Below are 15,685 nucleotides of genomic sequence, written 5' to 3' on the forward strand. Positions count from 1 at the left end.
GCAGACTCAGCGTCCGGCGGAAGACCGCCGCCGCGCATTTGCGCGGCCAGAAGGCGATGATTCGGGATCATCGCCTTCTGGAACCAAGCACTCGGCCCGATTTATCTGAAAAGCCCATGTCGGCGCGTCATCCCATCATCTCGGTCACCGGCTCCTCGGGCGCCGGGACCACCTCGGTCCGCAACACCTTCGAGCAGATCTTCCGAAGGGAGGATGTCAGCGCCGTCTACATCGAGGGCGACGGCTTCCACGCGCACGACCGCGACACCATGCGGGCGATGATGGCGCGCGAGCCGACGCTGAGCCACTTCGCGCCGCGCGCCAACCTCCTGCCCGAGCTGGAGGAGGTGTTTCGCAGCTACAGCGAATCCGGCACCGGCCGCACCCGGCACTACGCCCACGACGAGGCGGATGCGGCCCGCTACGGCGTGCCCATCGGCGCCTTCACGCCCTGGGAGCCGTTTCAGCCCGGCTCGGACCTGCTGTTCTACGAAGGCCTGCACGGCTGCGTGGTCGATCAGAACGTCGACCTCGCCCGCTATCCCGACCTCAAGATCGGGGTGGTGCCGGTCATCAACCTCGAATGGATTCAGAAGCTGCACCGGGACCGCTCGACGCGGGGCTACTCGACCGAGGCCGTCACCGACGTGATCCTGCGCCGGATGCCGGACTACGTGCAGACGATCTGCCCGCAATTCTCGTGGACTGACATCAACTTCCAGCGGGTGCCGACGGTAGACACCTCGAACCCCTTCATCGCCCGGTGGATTCCGACCGCCGACGAATCGATGGTGGTGATCCGCTTCAAGGACCCGAAGGGGATCGACTTCTCCTATCTCGTCTCGATGATCCACGACAGCTTCATGAGCCGGGCCAATTCCATCGTCATCCCCGGCGGCAAGCTCGATTTGGCGATGCAGCTCATCCTGACGCCGATCATCATGCAGCTGGTGGAACGGCGGCGGCGGCTGGCGTGAGCCTCGTCCGGCACCCTCGGGGCGCCGACCGCTCGCGATAACGGCGAGGATCGGGTCGCGTCGCCCGGCCCTCAGGCGCTTCTGGCATCCGACATCTCGACGGAGGCAACCGCCTCTTCTCTGTCGAGAAACGCCGCGACAGCTTCAGAGAATTCCGGCGTGCGCAGGTAGCCGTAGGATTTGTGGTGGTTCACGCTGCCGCGCGGGCGCCGATAGGTGTTGAGGACGGGACGATCGATCACGCCCACACCCGTCGCGTTCGGGGCATAGGCCTCGGCCAGCGTCGTGCCCACGGTCGCCACGTCCTCGCGGTCGCCGAGATTGCTCCAGCGGGCCACGGCGTAGGGCACGCGCAAGGCCCCGTGCTCCTCGGCGAGGCGATGCTTGATCTCGGCGAGACCGAGGGGTGCGCCCAGGGTGACGAAGTGCTCGATCCGCGGACAGCGCCCGTCGCGCTCGAGCTGGCGCAGCACGTCGTAGGCGATCAGCGAGCCCATCGAATGGGCGGCGAGCAGCAGGGGCCGGCCGGCATGTTGCTCCAGCGCCTCCCGCAAGCGGTTGCGGGCGGACTCGCGGAACGCGGCGTCCTCGTAGTAGCCCCAGAGGTCGTCGAGCCGGTGCTCAATGATGAAATCATCGAGGACGAGACGCCCGGTCTTCTCCTGCGCCCATTCGACGATGCGGTAGAGCCGGTCGGTCAGGGTTGGGGCGCACACGCCGTCGGCGCTCGGAAACGGTCCCCTCCCCCGCGCGGGGTAGTAGGGTTCCCGGTTGCTGTCCTCGGAGAGCGGCGCGTCGTAGCGCAGGTCGGCCCAGTAGACGAAGTCGAAGGACAGATCCCGCGGATCCTCGCCGAGGTTGCGCCGAAGTCCCTCGCGGATCGCCTCGGCCCACCACGCCTGCTTCTCTTCTTTCGGCGGCTTGTTGGCGAGGCCGTGGATGCCGAGGATGAGCGGGCGGTCGTGCATCGGTCGAAGAGAGGGGCCTTGCGCGTCGTCGATGGCCGGCTCAGCGCCGGCCTCGCAGGGCATATAGCGCACGGATCCCAGCGGTTCCGCGTGACAAATCGGCAGCATGGTTCAGCGGCCGAACCTCTCCTCGCCGTCAACGGGGCGGTGCGAGCATCCGCGAAGTGCGGGCGTCGGCTTACGCGCCCATCTTCTCCACCAACGCCTCGGACAGCGCAAAGTTGACGTAGACGTTCTGCACGTCGTCCTGATCCTCGATCACCTCGACGAGGCGGATCAGCTTCTCACCGGTCTCGTCATCGACGTCGATGGTGTTCTGCGCCTTCCAAATCAGGCCGGTCCGGCGCGGCTCGCCGAAGCGGCCTTCCAGCGCCTTCGAGACGTCGCCGTAGGCGTCCTGGGCGCAGATGACCTCGTGGCCCTCCGTATCCGAGCGCACGTCGTCGGCGCCGGCCTCGATGGCGGCCTCCAGCATCGTGTCCGCATCGGCCACGTCAGGCGCAAAGGCGATGACGCCGACACGGTCGAACATGAAGGCGACGGCGCCGGTCTCGGCGAGGCTGCCGCCGGACTTGGTGAAGGCCGAGCGCACGTCGGAGGCGGTGCGGTTGCGGTTGTCGGTCTGCGCCTCGACGATCAGCGCGGCGCCGCCGGGGCCGTAGCCCTCGTAGCGGATCTCCTCGTAGTTCTCGCCATCCCCACCCACGGCCTTCTTGATGGCGCGCTCGATGTTGTCCTTGGGCATGTTCTCGGCCCGGGCCGCGAGGATGGCGGCGCGCAGGCGCGGGTTCATCGAGGGATCGGGCGTGCCGAGCTTGGCCGCCACCGTGATTTCGCGGGCGAGCTTGCTGAACACCTTCGAGCGGACCGCATCGACGCGGCCTTTGCGGTGCATGATGTTCTTGAACTGGGAATGCCCGGCCATGGCGGGATCGTCTTCTCGTTCGTGCGGGCGGAGGGCTCCTTCACGCAAGAAGGATCCTCGACGCCGCGCGGGATGTGTCGGGGGCTCCGCTTATAGGCCGCCCGACCACTCCGAGGCAACGCGGGGCGGTGACGGCTCGGGTTCGATCGTCTCCGCGGCTTGCCGCCCGATCCGCCACGCCCCCTCCCCGCCGCGAGCGCGAGGATGCCGCCGAGCCACAGCGCGGTTAGATGCGGCCCAAGCGTGTCCTTGAAGGCAAATCTTTCGCGGTGGCGTCGGTGGCCGGGTTCGCGGTCGGGATGATAGACGTCGGGAGCGAGGACGCGATCCCTCCTCACGGTCTTGCACGAGGCGATCCGATGCCGACGACCGAAACGGGTACGGCCGGCGCACGGGGCAAGCGATGGCGCTTCGGCCTCGCCGCACTCATCGGCGCGCTGGCCGGCGCGACGCTGTTCCCGAGACCCGCCAGGGGCCGTACCGGGGAAGACGTTAGGGCTGCTCCTGCGCCAGGAGATCCCGGTAGCGCGCCGCCGAACGGCTGACGACGGCGCCTGCATCCTCCGTAATATGCAGGCCGAAGGCGCCGTAAAGGCGGGCGAACGCCTTCGTTTCCAGCCGGGCCGCGATGCGTGCGACGGTGCCGCCGGAGAGCGGCAGCCAGTTCGGGTAGCTCCACAGGAAGGAGACGCTCTTCCGGTCCGCGCCGGCCTGCACGATGTCGCCCGCGAGCAGCGCGCCGCGCCCGTCCGCCCCGTCCTGCCAGTGCAGCACGGAACCGCCGGGGAAGTGGCCGCCGAGGCGCAGCAGGGTCACGCCGGGGGCGAGTGCACGCTCGTCCTCCTCCCAGAACACCACGCGATCGTCGGGGCGCATCACCCATTCGCGATCACGGGCGTGGAGGTAGACCGGCGCATCGAAGGCCGCCGCCCAATCGGGCATGGTCGTGTAGTAGTGCGGATGCGAGATCGCGATGCCGGCCAAGCCGCCGAGCGAACGCACCAGCGCGACGGTGGCCGGATCGAGCAAAGCGATGCAATCCCACAGCACATTGCCCCGTGGCGTGCGCAGCAGGAAGGCGCGCTGGCCGATGGCGAAACGGGGATGGGTCTCGATCTCGAACAGCCCCGGCTCGACCTGCCGCCACGCGTTGGCGTGAGCGGATGCGAGTGCGCCGGGCGTCGTCCAGCTTTGGCCGGAGGCGGGCACGTATTGCCGCTCCTCGTCGCAGATCGGGCATCGCTCGGGCGGGCTCGGCGCGTCGGGGAAGCTGGTTCCGCAGGTGACGCAGATGTGGATCGTCACGGGCCTTCCTCCCGCCTGCGCATGAGGTTGGATCAACCGCCGCGGTAACCGGGGCCATCACCGGAGCGCGGCTCTTCGCGCCGCGGCTTCTCCTTGTCCCACCCGGAACCGATATCGCCGGGCTCGCTCGGCGCGGGAGAACGATGCTCCGGAACCGGTTTGGAAACCGGACGCTGCTCGTAGCTCCGGGCACCCGGGCTCTCCACGGGATCGTCGGGTCTGGTCGCGTCGGTCGGGGTCAAAGGCGCCTCCGGAGTTATTTCCGGTGAAGGGTCTCAGGGGGAGAACGGTTCCCGCTGGCCAAACGCCCCCGGCATCACCGCCGCCGGCTCACAGGGGCCGAGAACCGGTATGGCGCGAGCACGGTTCAGGGTGCAGAACCCGGGATCGTCCCGAGGCTCCTCCCTCCGGCTCGGGCAGGTCCCACGACGATGCAGCGCACGCTCTCTCTCCTCCACGCCCTCTGTCTCGGCGTCGGCGGCCTCGCCGGCACGGCGGCCTCGGCCCAGGAACGGCCCTTCACCCCGTCTCTCACCTGCGGGGCGGTGCAGGCCCTGGTGGCGCGGCAGCGCCGTGTCGTGCTCGCCACGAGCCCGAACGCCTACGAGGCGGTGCATCTCGACAGCGGCGATTGCCGCAACGAGGTGACCGCCCGCCCCGCCTTCGAGCCGACCCTGGACAATCCGTACTGCTTCGCCGGCTATCGCTGCGTCCAGCGCAACAACGGCGAGAACTCGACGCGCTAATTCAGCGCTTCGACGCGGCGTCAGCCCCGCCGCAGCAGGCGCTTGGCCTCGGCCCGTGCGCGATGCTCGAACCGGGCGAGGCGGAGGCGCCGTTCCAGGGAGATCAGGCCGGCGCCCGGCGGCTGGGCGATGATCTCGGCGATGCTTTCGCGCTCGGGGTAAAGGCTTTCCAGCGCCGATCCCGGCATCGTCGCCGAGTCGAGCCGCGCGGCAAAGCCCTCGGCATGGAGGGCGCGCACGATGGCGTCCTCCAGCACGAGACCGGGGGCCATGGCCCGCAAGCTCTCGTCATAGGCGGTCTTGAGCAGATGGGCGGTGCCGCCGGAGATCAGGGCGAGGCTCGCCGCGATCGTGCGCCCGTCGAGGCGCAGCCAGTCGGCCCGAACGGTGACGGGACCACCGTCTGGCCGGAACAGGGCGCGGGCGAAAGCTTCCGTCCGCGGACGGCTGCGCAAGGCCGTGCCGGCCTCGCCCTTCCAGCCGGCCGCTTCGAGGGTGAGAAAGTCCTCCAGCGCCTGTTCCAGCGCGGCCCCCTCCGTGGCGGTCTCGACGGTGAGCGTCCCGGCCTCTTCGAGACGGCGGCGGCGGCGGCGTAGGTCCTTGAGGCGGCTCTTGTGCGGGTGGCCGGCGAGGAAGGCGTCGTAATCGGCCCGCCGGTCGAGAACCGGGCGCTCGAAACGCGCGACGGTGCCGGTCTGCCATCCGGCCCGCTCCATGGCGGCGAGCAGCCCGAGGCCGAGACGGGTTTCGGTCGCGAGCAGCGGCCAGCGCCAGGGCCGGCCGCCGGAGGCGAGTGCCAGGCCGTCCACCAGGGCGTCGAGCCGCTCCTCCAGGCCGGGACCGTCGGCGACGAGGGGGGCGCTCGCCGTCATGTAGGGCGAGAGGAAGGGCTGCGCGATCGCCGCGCCGAGCCCGGCGATGTCGGGGCGCAGGGTGAAGGGCAGAAGGGCGGTGATCGCCGCCCCGTCACGGACGACCACCGCCGAAAGGCGGGGATGGCACAGGCCATGATCACAATGGGCCGCAACGACCGCCCGCGCGTAGAACGGATGCGCGGAGACGGCTCGGACCGCCAGCGCGTCCCAGGCCGAGGCCTCGGCAACGGGCTCGACCGCCGCCCGCGACGATCCGGAGAGGGAAAGGGCGCGCATCACCGGGCGGCACTCCGCTGGGGAAATCCGACGACCGGCGTCGAGAGACCGTGAAGGGACCGGGCGCCGAGCGCCAGAATGAGCCCGCGCAGTGTCTGAGCCAGCCCCACCGCCAGGGCCGCGCCGACGACCCCGAGCCAAGGCACCAGGGCAAGGCAGAGCCCCGCGGCGAGGACCAGCATCGCCAGGGTGACTCCGGCGCAGAGCCGCTCGCCGCCGAGCATGGTCAGCACATCCTCAGCCGGGCCGAACAGGCTCGCCGCGACGCTGCCGGCAACGAGGATCACCAGAACCGGAAGGCTGGCGCGAAACCCTTCGCCGAACAGGCCGAGCAGCAGGGGCGACACCGCGACGATGCCGAGGCCAACACCCGCCGTCACCAGGAAGGTCCAGCGCGCCTGCATGCGCACGAGATGCGCGAGCCCCGCCTCGTCGCCGCGGGCGCGGGCGGCGGCGAGGCGCTGGGCGGTCGTGGCCGAGGCCGCGTAATGCACGAAGGCCACGAATTGCTGGATGCGGGTGGCGGCAAAGTAGAGGCCGACGGCCTCCGGGGCTGCGAGGAAGCCGAGGATCACGACGTCGACGAAGCCGAAGGCGCTCGCGGCGAGGTCGCCCGCCGCGATCGGCAGGCAGGCGGTCAGCCACAGCCGCCAGCGGTAGTGGCGCGGGCCGGCCGGCAGGTGGCGGCGCAGGCGCGCCAGCAGCAGCCCGGCCTGAACCGCCGCCGCGAGGCCGGTCGCGGCCAGCGTACAGGCGATGGCGACCCAGGCCTCGGCCGGCGCGCCCGCAAGCACGGCGCCGATCATCGCGATCATGATCAGAGCTTGCCGCAGCAGGTAGGGCGGCGCGATGGCGAGCAGCGGCCAGCCCTGGCTGCGGGCCACGCCCTCGAGATAGTCCTGAAAGGCGAAGAGCGGCACGACGACGGCCGCGACCAGGATCGGCGTTCCGTAGGGGCCGGCGAGCAGGCCGCCTTGCAGGAAGGCCACGGCGAGTCCGCCGAGCGACAGGGCGAGCCCCCCGCCGAAGCTCACGAGTGCCCCGCCGAGCAGGAAGCCGCGCACATCGTCGAGCCGGCCCGTCGCCTGATCGGCGGGCAGGAAGCGGCAGGCGCCCTGGGACAGGCCGAAGGTCGCGGTGTGGCCGAGGATGGCGATCCACACCCAGATCGTGGCGAAGATCCCGTATTCCGCACCGCCCATCATGCGCGCCATCAGGACCTGCGCCCCGTAGGCGAACCCGGCCGCGCCGATGCGGACCGCGAACACGCCGAGCGCCGAGACGGCGGCTGTGGCACGCACGGCCTGAGCCCGGACGAGGAGGGTCTCGAGAAAGGATGCTGGGAGGTCGCCCGCGATCACCTTGTCCGCTGCCATGGGCGCGCCATCCGAAAGGCGCCGGGCGCGGATGTGGCCGGCACGCTCGGCGATCAGCCTAGGAAGCGCGGCATTTCGAGCGGGTTAAGAGGGTGTCACAAAACGTCCGCTGCCGGCCCTACGGCTGCTTGAGCGTCGGGGTCGGTCCGGAGCCCGGCGTTCCGGTCTGGGCCGGGTCGGACTTCGTTGTTTCGGACGTGGCGTGGTCCGTCTTCACTGCATCGGTCTTATTCGGATCGATTTTGCTCGGGTCGATCTTGCCTGCATCCTTGGCCGCATCCGGCTGGAGCAGCGACAGGGTGATCGCCCGCGTAGCGTGCTCGGCCATGCAGCGCAGGCCGAGATCGTTGAGCCGGAAATGGCGGCCCAGCATGTGCGCCTCGGTGGTGCGCTGGGTCGAGAGGAAGCGCATCGCCGCGTAGCGGTGGACCAGCGGCACCGCCTCGCGGCGGGCGACGTCCTGCACGGTGCGCACCATCTGCGTGTAATAGGCGTCGTCGGCCAGACTCTCGGTGAAGACGGGGTCGATGAGCACGATGTCGATGCCGTGGGATTTGACCCACTGCACCGATTCATCGAGCGCCTCGCCGAAGGCTTCGATATCGACGCGGGCGAGGGCATCGTTGGTGCCGACCTGCCAGACGACGAGGTCCGGCTCCATTTCGGCGACCATGGAGCGTAGCCGCTCGCCCGCCCCGCTCGCCACCTCGCCGGGCAGCCCGCGGGCCTCGACCTCGATCTGAACGTCGGGCAGCGCCTGTTCCAGGGCGTTTTCCAGCTTCACCGGATAGCTCGCGGAGGCGCCGAGCCCCGCCGAGGAGGAGCCGATGGAGAGGACGTGGATCGGCCGCTTCTCCTTGAGCGCGGCCTTGACCGCCTTGAGCCGCGCCAGGGTGTAGAGCTTCGAGCCCGGCACCCGGCATTCGGGCGACAGGCTCAGGTCGAGCGCCTCGACCGTCGCGGTCGCTGGCGGCATCGGCGCGGCGCCCAAGGTCTCGCCAAGGGCAGGCGAGGCGAGACTCAGGCCGAGGAGGACGGCGAGTCGGCGGGCGAGGCGGTGTCGGGAGCCTTGCGCGTCGGCCGCGGTCTGCGGGAACGCCATTCGACGAACCATGCGGTGAAACCCAGTGCGATCAGGCCGGAGCCTACGACCGAAATGTCAACGAAGATACCGCCGCCGGTTTGGAAGCGCACGAACTGTCCGGCGAGGCTCAACAGCGATCCCATCGAGAAGACCGCAAGCGAGTTGCGCCCCAAACCCGACAGAAAGCGGGCAAGGCGCCCGACGCGCGGGGCGATGAGGGCGTAGACACCCTGGAAGGCCAGCACCATCCCGCAGAAATGGATCAGCCGGGCGGGCGAAAGGTAGGTCTTGTCGAAGGTGAAGACGAGGCGCGGCTCCGGCGCCAGCATCGGATCGGGCCGCAGCTCCAGCACCGCGAGCACGACGCCGACCGCGACGATGACGACGCCGAGCGGCATCAGCCGCGGCCAGAGGCGCCGCAGCCGCTCCGATCCCCGCGTCGCCTCGTTCGACAGGAAGCCGAGCACCAGCAGCAATTGCCAGCAGAACGGATCGAAGAACCAATCGCCCTCGCCGGGCCAGGAGGGGAAGTTCCACTCGAAGACGAGGCTCGCCCCGTAGAGCGACAGCGAGAGCGCCAGCAGCAGGAGCCGGCTCACCCGGCCGATCAGCACGACGGCGGGGGCGATGGCGATGAGCACCACGTAGAGCGGAAGGATGTTGAAGAAGCCGAGTTGGTGCGTGAGCAGCACGACGCCGACCATGGTCTGGATCGGGTCGGCGAAGAAGCCGCCGGCATTGTGCCATTCGAGGATGAGCGGGTTGTCGAGATAGAGTGCGCAGCCCGCGATCATCGCCAAAGCCAGTGCCATGATCGTGATCTGCGCGCGGTAGACCTCTACGGTGCGCGCCAGAAGGCGCAGCACGGTGGTTAGGCGCGGCTCCGGCTGGCCGTCGCGACCGCGGGTGGCAAGGCCGATCGACCAGCCGGCGAGGAACACGAACAGCTCGGCGGCATCCGAGATGCCGTATTGCGAGAAGGTGTAGCGCTCGAAGAAATTACCCGGGATGTGGTTGATGAAAATCGTGATGAGCGCGAAGCCGCGCCAAAAATCGATCGCGTTCGGCTCGCGCATCAGGCTCCACGGTCCGGCGGTGTGACGTCGCAGCGGCAGGGTCCCGGCCTCCCGCGCGGCGCGCGAGGCGGCCGGTACGGCGCCGTTCCGGGACCCGCGACCCGGAGCGGAAGGCGGTCGTCCTGATAGACCGCGCCGTGGTGAATTGGGAAGCGGTGGTTCGGTGACGAGGGCGCGATAACGGCCGATCAGGCCGCGCCGTGCAGGTGCCCCGCATGCCACCGGCGCAGGGCGTCGAGGGTGACGACACCGTCGGGCCAGGCATGGCCCTGGAGATGCTGATGCGGCGCGTCCGGCTCGCCGAGATCGGAGACGGCGGAGAAGGCGCCGTCGAGCCGGTGGCTCTGCGTGTAGCGGCTGCGGGTGGCGAGCACCGGCAGGCCAGCGGCGAGCGCCGAGCGGATGCCGGCCGCCGAATCCTCGAAAGCGATCGCCTCGGACGGATCGATACCGAGACGGTGGACGGCAAGCGCGAAGATATCCGGGGCAGGCTTCTTCTGCGCCGCCTCGTCGCCGGCGGCGATCACGTCGAAGGGCTGCGCGTCGCCCGGGAAATTGAGCCGGAGCAGGAGGTCGATGTTCGGCCGGCTGGTGGTGGTCGCCACCGCCAGCCGCACATTGTCCGCGCGCGCCTCTTCCACGAGACGCCGCACGCCGGGACGGAGCGAAAGTCCACCGCTCTCGGCCAACGCGCCGTAATGGCGCGTCTTGAGATCGTGGATCTCCGGCATCCGGCGCTTGAGCGCGTGCGCCTCCTCGGGGTGGTAACGCTCGATGTAGTGGACGAGCCGCTCCTTGCCGCCCATCACCTTGAGCAGTTCGGCGTAGAATTCCGGCGACCAGTGCCAGGGCAGGCCGAGCGCGCGAAACGCCCGGTTGAAGCCCTGGCGGTGGAGGTCTTCGGTCTCGGCGAGCGTCCCGTCGACGTCGAAGATCAGCGCCTTCAGCATCGCACGCCGTCCCGCCCGGTGGCCGATTGGGCCGCCTCGCGGATCGCCGCGACGTTCTTCTCGTACTGAGTTGCTCCGCCCTTGAAGGCGGCCGAGCCGGCGACGAGGATGTTGGCACCGGCCTGCGCGGCGGGCCCGGCGGTCTCCGGGGTGATGCCGCCATCGACCGAGATGTCGATGGAGCGGCCCGCCGTCATCGCCTTGACGCGCGCAACGGTCTCCAGGGACGAGTGAATGAAGCTCTGGCCGCCGAAGCCGGGATTGACCGTCATCACCAGCACGAGATCGACCATGTCGAGCAGCGGCTCGATGGCGGAGGCCGGCGTGCCGGGGTTGAGCGCCACGCCCGCGCGCTTGCCGAGACCCCGGATCGTCTGGAGCGAGCGGTGGATGTGCGGACCCGCCTCGACATGGACCGTGATCGCGTCCGCGCCGGCCTCGGCGAAGGCAGCGAGGTAGGGGTCGGCCGGCGCGATCATCAGGTGGACGTCGAAGACCTTGTCGGTCCAGGGCCGCAGCGCCTTCACCACCGCCGGGCCGAAGCTGATATTGGGCACGAAATGCCCGTCCATCACGTCGAGATGGATCCAGTCGGCGCCGGCTTGCGCGATCGCCCGCGTCTCCTCACCGAGCCTGGAGAAGTCGGCCGCAAGGATCGAGGGTGCGAGAAGGGTCATGGAACGGCTCGAAGCGAACACGGTGCCGCCCTGCGAAAACCGCGGGCGGCCCTGGGAGGGAGAAGCGTCCTGCAACCGATCTAGTGCATCGGATGGAAAGTTGCGCGTTGGCTTCACGCAAAAAAGCCGGCGCTGTTTGGGCAGGCCGGCCTTCGTCACCGATTTCGCCGAGCCGGCCCGGCCACAAAGTCAGGACGTCGACGACAACCGGAAGGCGCGCGTCCGCTCGGGACGGTGCCAGGCGGAGGGCTGGTCGTCCGCCCCGGTCCCCAGCGGACACTGCACGATGACGCTGTCGCTCCAGCGCCCGTACTTGTAGCCGATCGCCGGAAGGTAGCCGACGCGGGCGAACCCGCAGGCCTCGTGCAGGCGCAGGGAGGCCTCGTTGCTCGCGTCGATGTAGCCGATCATCTGCCGGTAGCCGCCCGCGGCGCAGGCCTCGATCAGCGCCGGCAGAAGCCGGCGCCCGATGCCCGCGTGCAGGTGGTCCGGGTGAACGTAGATCGAGTGCTTGAGGGCGTAGCGGTAGGCCGGGCGCTTGCGGAACGGCACGGCGTAGGCGTAGCCGGCGATCTGCCCGCCCCGCTCGGCGACGAGATGGGGCAGACGCTTGCTGCGCATGGTCTTGCGCCGCCGCCGCAGCTCGTCGGGCAGCAGGCGCTCCTCCTCGAAGTCGCCGGTATCGCCGACGCCTTTGCGGATGTGACGCTCGTAGATCGCGATCATCGCCGACACGTCGGCATCCGACGAGGGCCGGATCACCACCTCCGCGTGAGTAGGAATCGCCGCCGCGCCCTCCGCCATCAGGCGCCCTCGCGCAGGACGTAGGTGTGGAAGCGGATGCGTCCGTCCGGGTCGCTCTCGCGGTAGACGCCCTGGATCTCGGCCTCGAAGCCGGGGAACAGGTTGGCGGCCGCCTCGAACATCTTGAAATAGTCGAGCATGGGCTTGGCCCGCTCGTCGAGGCGCTCGCCGGGCAGCACGGTGCCGATGCCGGGCGGATAGACCAGCATCAGGGTCGTGGCGACGCGCCCCTCGGCTTCCGCGATCGGCACGTAATCGACCCGGTTGCGGGTCAGCATCTGCGCGGCGGCCTTGGGCGCCATCACCATCTCCGGCAGGTGCTCGGGCATGAACTGCTTGCGCTGGAGCGCCGAGGTGCCCGACTCGCGGTGGAAGGCGTGGTAATCGGCGCAGAGGTCGCGCAGGCGCACGCCGCGGTAGCGCTTGGGCCGGCGTGCCACGAATTCCGGCATCGCCTCTTCGAGCGGCACGTTGTCGTCGTGCAGCCGCTTGAAGGCGACGAGGCCGGAGATGAGCGTGCCCGCCTTCGAGGACTCGACGCCCGGCGTCAGCAGGAAGAGCAGCGAGTTGAGGTCGTTCTTCTCCGGGACGATCCGGTTCTCGCGCAGGTATTGCGCGACGATCGGCGCCGGCACGCCGTGCTCGGCATAGGCCCCCGTCTTCCGGTCGAAGCCGGGGGTGAGCACGGTGAGCTTGTTGGGGTCGGTGATGGCAAAGCCCGGCGCGACATGGGTGAAGCCGTGCCACGCCGCGCCCGGCGTCAGCTCCCAGTAGCGGGCGTCGGCGGCCAGGGCGTCGGTCGGCACGGATTCCCACGGGATTTCCGTGCCCTCGGGCCCCTTCACCACGTCGGGCACGAAGGGGTCGAAGAACCAGCGCCGCTTCGGGTCGGCCTCGCGCTCCTCGAACTCCTTGCGGATGGCGCGGGCCTTCTTGCGCCACTCGATGCCGAGGCGGATCGTGTCGTCCCACAGCACGACGCCGGAGCGCCCCTTCATCATCTGCGCGCCGACGTCGAGCGAGGCGAAGATCGGGTAGAACGGCGAAGTCGAGGCGTGGACGAGGAAGCTCTCGTTCAGGCGCTTGTGCTCGACCCGCCGAGTCTGGCCGCGGATATGCCCGTCGCGGGTGTGGATCTGCGAGGCCTGGGAGAAGCTGGCGAGCTGCTTGTGGGTCGATTGCGTGGCGATGATGCCCGGCGAAGTCTCGTCGAGCCCGGTCAGGCCCATGGCGAAGCGGCGCTGGTAGAGCGGGTGGAACTTCATGAAGCCCGCCCAGGCCTCGTCGAACAGGATGTAGTCGCACAGGTGGCCGATGCGCTCGACGATCGCCTGCGCGTCGTAGATCGTGCCGTCATAGGTGCATTGTTCGATCACGGCGCAGCGGAACGGGCGCTCCTTGCGCCACGCCTCCTTGTCCTTCACGAGCGGGTTGTCGCGGATCTTCTCGCGGATGCGCCCCTCGTCGAGCGCCTCATGGTAGATCGGCCCGATCAGGCCGTAGGCGTTGCGGTCGGTCTCGAGGAAAATCGGGATGCCGCCGGCCAGCAGCAGCGCGCCGTGATGGGCGGCCTTGTGGTTGTTGCGGTCGAACAGGACGAGATCGTCCTCGGCCACCAGCGAGCCCAGCACGACCTTGTTCGAGGCCGAGGTGCCGTTGAGGACGAAATAGGTCTTTTCCGCCCCGAAGATCTTGGCCGCTTCCTTCTGCGCCTTGAGCGCGGGGCCCTCGTGGGTCAGCAGGTCGCCGAGATCGAGCACCGAGTTGTCGAGGTCGTCGCGGAAGATCGCCTCGCCGAGATGCTCGACGAAGATGCGGCCGATCGGCGAGCGGTTGTAGAAGATGCCGCCGTTATGGCCGGGACAGGTCCAGAGCTGGTTGCCCTCCTCGGCGTAATCGACGAGCGCGCCGAAGAACGGCGTCTTCAGCGTGTCGGCATACTGCGTCACGCGGGAAACGAGGCCGCGGGCGATGAATTCGGGCGTCTCCTCGGCGAGGAAGATGTAGCCGTCGATGAAGTCGAGCAGCTCGACCGGGATGTCCTCCAGCCGCTTGCGGCGGACCATGATGACGATCGGCATCTCCAGGCCGCGCTTGCGCATCATGTCGATGAGCGCGGCCGCCTTGCCCTCGAGTCCGCGCTTGCCCCAATCGACCACGAGGCAGCCGACGGCGGAGTCGGTCTGCACCGCAATCGAAGCATCCTCGACGCGCCGCGCCCGCACCACCTCGAAGCCGCGCTTCTCCACCGCCGCGACGATCTGATCGACGCGCGCGCCCTCCAGATCATCCGGATCGAAGGCGGGCGTGCACATCAGCACGGTGAAGCGGCGGTGAAAATCCATGGAGCGCGGCTCTTCTGACGAACGGAAACTCAGCCTTTCCGGCCCATCCGCGACGATTCGATGACACGATGGCGATTGGCGCCGTCACCGCAGCGTGAGGGGAAAGCTGAGTTCGGTGAAACCTTCGAGGGTCAACAGCCCGGCGGGCGGCGGCGGAAAGGGGGCGGCCGCCTGCACGGCGCGGGCGGCGCGCTCGCCGAGGGCTGCGGGGCCCTCTTCGAGCACGATTCCGCCGAGCGCGCCATCGGCCTCGATCCGCACCCGAACCGTAACCTGCCCGCCCCGCCCCGGCGCCGCGGCGCGATCCGCCATCCCGATGCGGTTGACGATTCCGGCGACCCAGGCCTTGGCCCGCGCATCGACCCGCGGCGCGGCGGAGGCCGGCGCGAGCGGCGCGCTCAGCATCAGCGCCGCAAGGAGAAGGGGCCGAACGAGAAGCGGGAGCAAGGACAGCGACTCCGTGAACAAGAAGAGCGCCGCGCGGCGCCGTCTTCGGGGGATACCCGCCCCGGCTCGATGCAATGGCTCGAAGCCCGGCCGTCCCGGATCGTAACGCCACCCGTGATGCGAAGTGCCGCCAAATGACGGTGCCGCCGCAACTTTTTGGATCACGCCGGCGTGGGTTCGCCATGGGGCCGCCAGGCCGATGTGGCTGACGCGTCGCGCCTACGCGACGGGCGGTGCGAGCCCGCATTACGTCGCGGACAGAGGCGGCGCTGGACGGATCAGGTCGTCGCGGCGGCGCCCCGGCGCAGGTGCTCGTCGAGGCGTGGCATGATCTCGACGAAGTTGCAGGGGCGGTGGCGATAGTCGAGCTGGCTCGCGAGGATGCCGTCCCAGGCGTCCTTGCAGGCGCCGGGCGAGCCCGGCAGCACGAAGATATAGGTCGCCCCGGCCACACCGGCGGTCGCCCGCGACTGCAGCGTCGAGGTGCCGATCTTGTCGTAGGAGATCCGGTGGAACACCGCCGAGAAACCGTCCATCCGCTTCTCGAACAGCGGCTCGATCGCCTCCGGCGTCACATCGCGCCCGGTGAAACCGGTGCCGCCGGTGGTGAGGATCACATCAATGCGGGGATCGTGAATCCAGCCCTCGACCTTCTCGCGAATCGACACGATCTCGTCCGGGACGATGTCCCGCTCGGCAAGCCGATGCCCGGCGCCGGTGATCCGGGCAACCAGGGTGTCGCCCGACCGGTCGTCGGCGAGCACACGGGTGTCGGACACCGTCAGCACGGCGATCGCGAGGGGGATGAAAGCGCGGGGCGTCGGCTCGCTGGTCATGCTGTCGATGTTGTCCCG

General features: G+C 69.4%; 15 protein-coding genes. 2 read left to right on the forward strand and 13 right to left on the reverse strand.

All coding sequences use genetic code 11. The annotated features are described in order from the left end of the window. Positions 1 to 116 precede the first annotated feature (116 nt). Positions 117 to 977, forward strand: coding sequence for a phosphoribulokinase (locus MSPGM_RS04250; RefSeq protein WP_003599924.1), 861 nt, complete (start codon positions 117 to 119; stop codon positions 975 to 977). A 71-nt stretch (positions 978 to 1,048) separates the two neighbouring features. On the opposite strand, the gene MSPGM_RS04255 is transcribed toward MSPGM_RS04250, so the two are convergent. The 3 genes from MSPGM_RS04255 to MSPGM_RS04265 form a co-directional block, all read right to left on the reverse strand. Then, entirely contained in the window at positions 1,049 to 1,945 is an 897-nt protein-coding gene (locus tag MSPGM_RS04255; RefSeq protein ID WP_012752193.1) for a lipase/acyltransferase domain-containing protein, read from the reverse strand. 178 nt (positions 1,946 to 2,123) lie between these two features. After that, positions 2,124 to 2,870, reverse strand: coding sequence for a YebC/PmpR family DNA-binding transcriptional regulator (locus MSPGM_RS04260; protein WP_003599921.1), 747 nt, complete (start codon positions 2,868 to 2,870; stop codon positions 2,124 to 2,126). A gap of 492 nt (positions 2,871 to 3,362) precedes the next feature. Then, positions 3,363 to 4,175 carry an MBL fold metallo-hydrolase gene (locus tag MSPGM_RS04265; protein ID WP_003599920.1) on the reverse strand — a complete coding sequence of 271 codons (813 nt, stop codon included), beginning with the start codon at positions 4,173 to 4,175 and terminating at the stop codon, positions 3,363 to 3,365. A 431-nt stretch (positions 4,176 to 4,606) separates the two neighbouring features. On the opposite strand from MSPGM_RS04265, the gene MSPGM_RS04270 reads away from it, so the two are divergent. Then, the gene (locus tag MSPGM_RS04270) at positions 4,607 to 4,921 is read left to right on the forward strand and encodes a hypothetical protein (RefSeq protein ID WP_003599917.1); all 315 of its coding nucleotides are present in this window, start codon (positions 4,607 to 4,609) and stop codon (positions 4,919 to 4,921) included. Between the two features lie 20 nt (positions 4,922 to 4,941). On the opposite strand, the gene MSPGM_RS04275 is transcribed toward MSPGM_RS04270, so the two are convergent. The 10 genes from MSPGM_RS04275 to moaB form a co-directional block, all read right to left on the reverse strand. After that, a complete protein-coding gene (locus MSPGM_RS04275; protein WP_003599916.1) occupies positions 4,942 to 6,072 on the reverse strand; it encodes a GNAT family N-acetyltransferase in 1,131 nt (376 codons plus the stop codon). Then, complete coding sequence (locus MSPGM_RS04280; protein WP_012752195.1) at positions 6,072 to 7,448, reverse strand: lipopolysaccharide biosynthesis protein; 1,377 nt, start codon at positions 7,446 to 7,448, stop codon at positions 6,072 to 6,074. The genes MSPGM_RS04275 and MSPGM_RS04280 overlap by 1 nt, the downstream gene beginning before the upstream one ends. Positions 7,449 to 7,566: 118 nt before the next feature. After that, the gene (locus tag MSPGM_RS04285; RefSeq protein WP_012752196.1) at positions 7,567 to 8,550 is read right to left on the reverse strand and encodes an SGNH/GDSL hydrolase family protein; all 984 of its coding nucleotides are present in this window, start codon (positions 8,548 to 8,550) and stop codon (positions 7,567 to 7,569) included. Then, entirely contained in the window at positions 8,469 to 9,608 is a 1,140-nt protein-coding gene (locus MSPGM_RS04290) for an OpgC family protein (protein WP_003605439.1), read from the reverse strand. Before MSPGM_RS04290 ends, MSPGM_RS04285 begins: the two co-directional genes overlap by 82 nt. Before the next feature lie 188 nt (positions 9,609 to 9,796). Continuing rightward, positions 9,797 to 10,558, reverse strand: coding sequence for an HAD-IA family hydrolase (locus tag MSPGM_RS04295; protein ID WP_003605437.1), 762 nt, complete (start codon positions 10,556 to 10,558; stop codon positions 9,797 to 9,799). Continuing rightward, a complete protein-coding gene (gene rpe / locus MSPGM_RS04300) occupies positions 10,552 to 11,235 on the reverse strand; it encodes a ribulose-phosphate 3-epimerase (protein ID WP_003605435.1) in 684 nt (227 codons plus the stop codon). The genes MSPGM_RS04295 and rpe overlap by 7 nt, the downstream gene beginning before the upstream one ends. Before the next feature lie 189 nt (positions 11,236 to 11,424). Further along, positions 11,425 to 12,039 carry a GNAT family N-acetyltransferase gene (locus MSPGM_RS04305; protein WP_003605434.1) on the reverse strand — a complete coding sequence of 205 codons (615 nt, stop codon included), beginning with the start codon at positions 12,037 to 12,039 and terminating at the stop codon, positions 11,425 to 11,427. Further along, the gene (locus tag MSPGM_RS04310) at positions 12,039 to 14,384 is read right to left on the reverse strand and encodes an Orn/Lys/Arg decarboxylase N-terminal domain-containing protein (RefSeq protein ID WP_003605432.1); all 2,346 of its coding nucleotides are present in this window, start codon (positions 14,382 to 14,384) and stop codon (positions 12,039 to 12,041) included. Before MSPGM_RS04310 ends, MSPGM_RS04305 begins: the two co-directional genes overlap by 1 nt. Before the next feature lie 84 nt (positions 14,385 to 14,468). Continuing rightward, the gene (locus MSPGM_RS04315) at positions 14,469 to 14,831 is read right to left on the reverse strand and encodes a TonB family protein (RefSeq protein WP_043766691.1); all 363 of its coding nucleotides are present in this window, start codon (positions 14,829 to 14,831) and stop codon (positions 14,469 to 14,471) included. A 278-nt stretch (positions 14,832 to 15,109) separates the two neighbouring features. Continuing rightward, positions 15,110 to 15,667 carry a molybdenum cofactor biosynthesis protein B gene (gene moaB, locus MSPGM_RS04320; RefSeq protein ID WP_012752198.1) on the reverse strand — a complete coding sequence of 186 codons (558 nt, stop codon included), beginning with the start codon at positions 15,665 to 15,667 and terminating at the stop codon, positions 15,110 to 15,112. Between the last annotated feature and the right edge of the window lie 18 nt (positions 15,668 to 15,685).

This window comes from Methylorubrum sp. GM97, assembly GCF_024347855.1.
In the GTDB taxonomy this organism is placed as follows: domain Bacteria; phylum Pseudomonadota; class Alphaproteobacteria; order Rhizobiales; family Beijerinckiaceae; genus Methylobacterium; species Methylobacterium extorquens.

Coding starts and splice junctions, on each gene's coding strand:
- MSPGM_RS04250 (WP_003599924.1), top strand. CDS start 117: ATGTCGGCGCGTCATCCCATCATCTCGGTCACCGGCTCCTCGGGCGCC.
- MSPGM_RS04260 (WP_003599921.1), bottom strand. CDS start 2,870: ATGGCCGGGCATTCCCAGTTCAAGAACATCATGCACCGCAAAGGCCGC.
- MSPGM_RS04255 (WP_012752193.1), bottom strand. CDS start 1,945: ATGCACGACCGCCCGCTCATCCTCGGCATCCACGGCCTCGCCAACAAG.
- MSPGM_RS04280 (WP_012752195.1), bottom strand. CDS start 7,448: ATGGCAGCGGACAAGGTGATCGCGGGCGACCTCCCAGCATCCTTTCTC.
- MSPGM_RS04290 (WP_003605439.1), bottom strand. CDS start 9,608: ATGCGCGAGCCGAACGCGATCGATTTTTGGCGCGGCTTCGCGCTCATC.
- MSPGM_RS04305 (WP_003605434.1), bottom strand. CDS start 12,039: ATGGCGGAGGGCGCGGCGGCGATTCCTACTCACGCGGAGGTGGTGATC.
- MSPGM_RS04285 (WP_012752196.1), bottom strand. CDS start 8,550: ATGGCGTTCCCGCAGACCGCGGCCGACGCGCAAGGCTCCCGACACCGC.
- MSPGM_RS04270 (WP_003599917.1), top strand. CDS start 4,607: ATGCAGCGCACGCTCTCTCTCCTCCACGCCCTCTGTCTCGGCGTCGGC.
- moaB (WP_012752198.1), bottom strand. CDS start 15,667: ATGACCAGCGAGCCGACGCCCCGCGCTTTCATCCCCCTCGCGATCGCC.
- MSPGM_RS04295 (WP_003605437.1), bottom strand. CDS start 10,558: ATGCTGAAGGCGCTGATCTTCGACGTCGACGGGACGCTCGCCGAGACC.
- MSPGM_RS04310 (WP_003605432.1), bottom strand. CDS start 14,384: ATGGATTTTCACCGCCGCTTCACCGTGCTGATGTGCACGCCCGCCTTC.
- MSPGM_RS04275 (WP_003599916.1), bottom strand. CDS start 6,072: ATGCGCGCCCTTTCCCTCTCCGGATCGTCGCGGGCGGCGGTCGAGCCC.
- rpe (WP_003605435.1), bottom strand. CDS start 11,235: ATGACCCTTCTCGCACCCTCGATCCTTGCGGCCGACTTCTCCAGGCTC.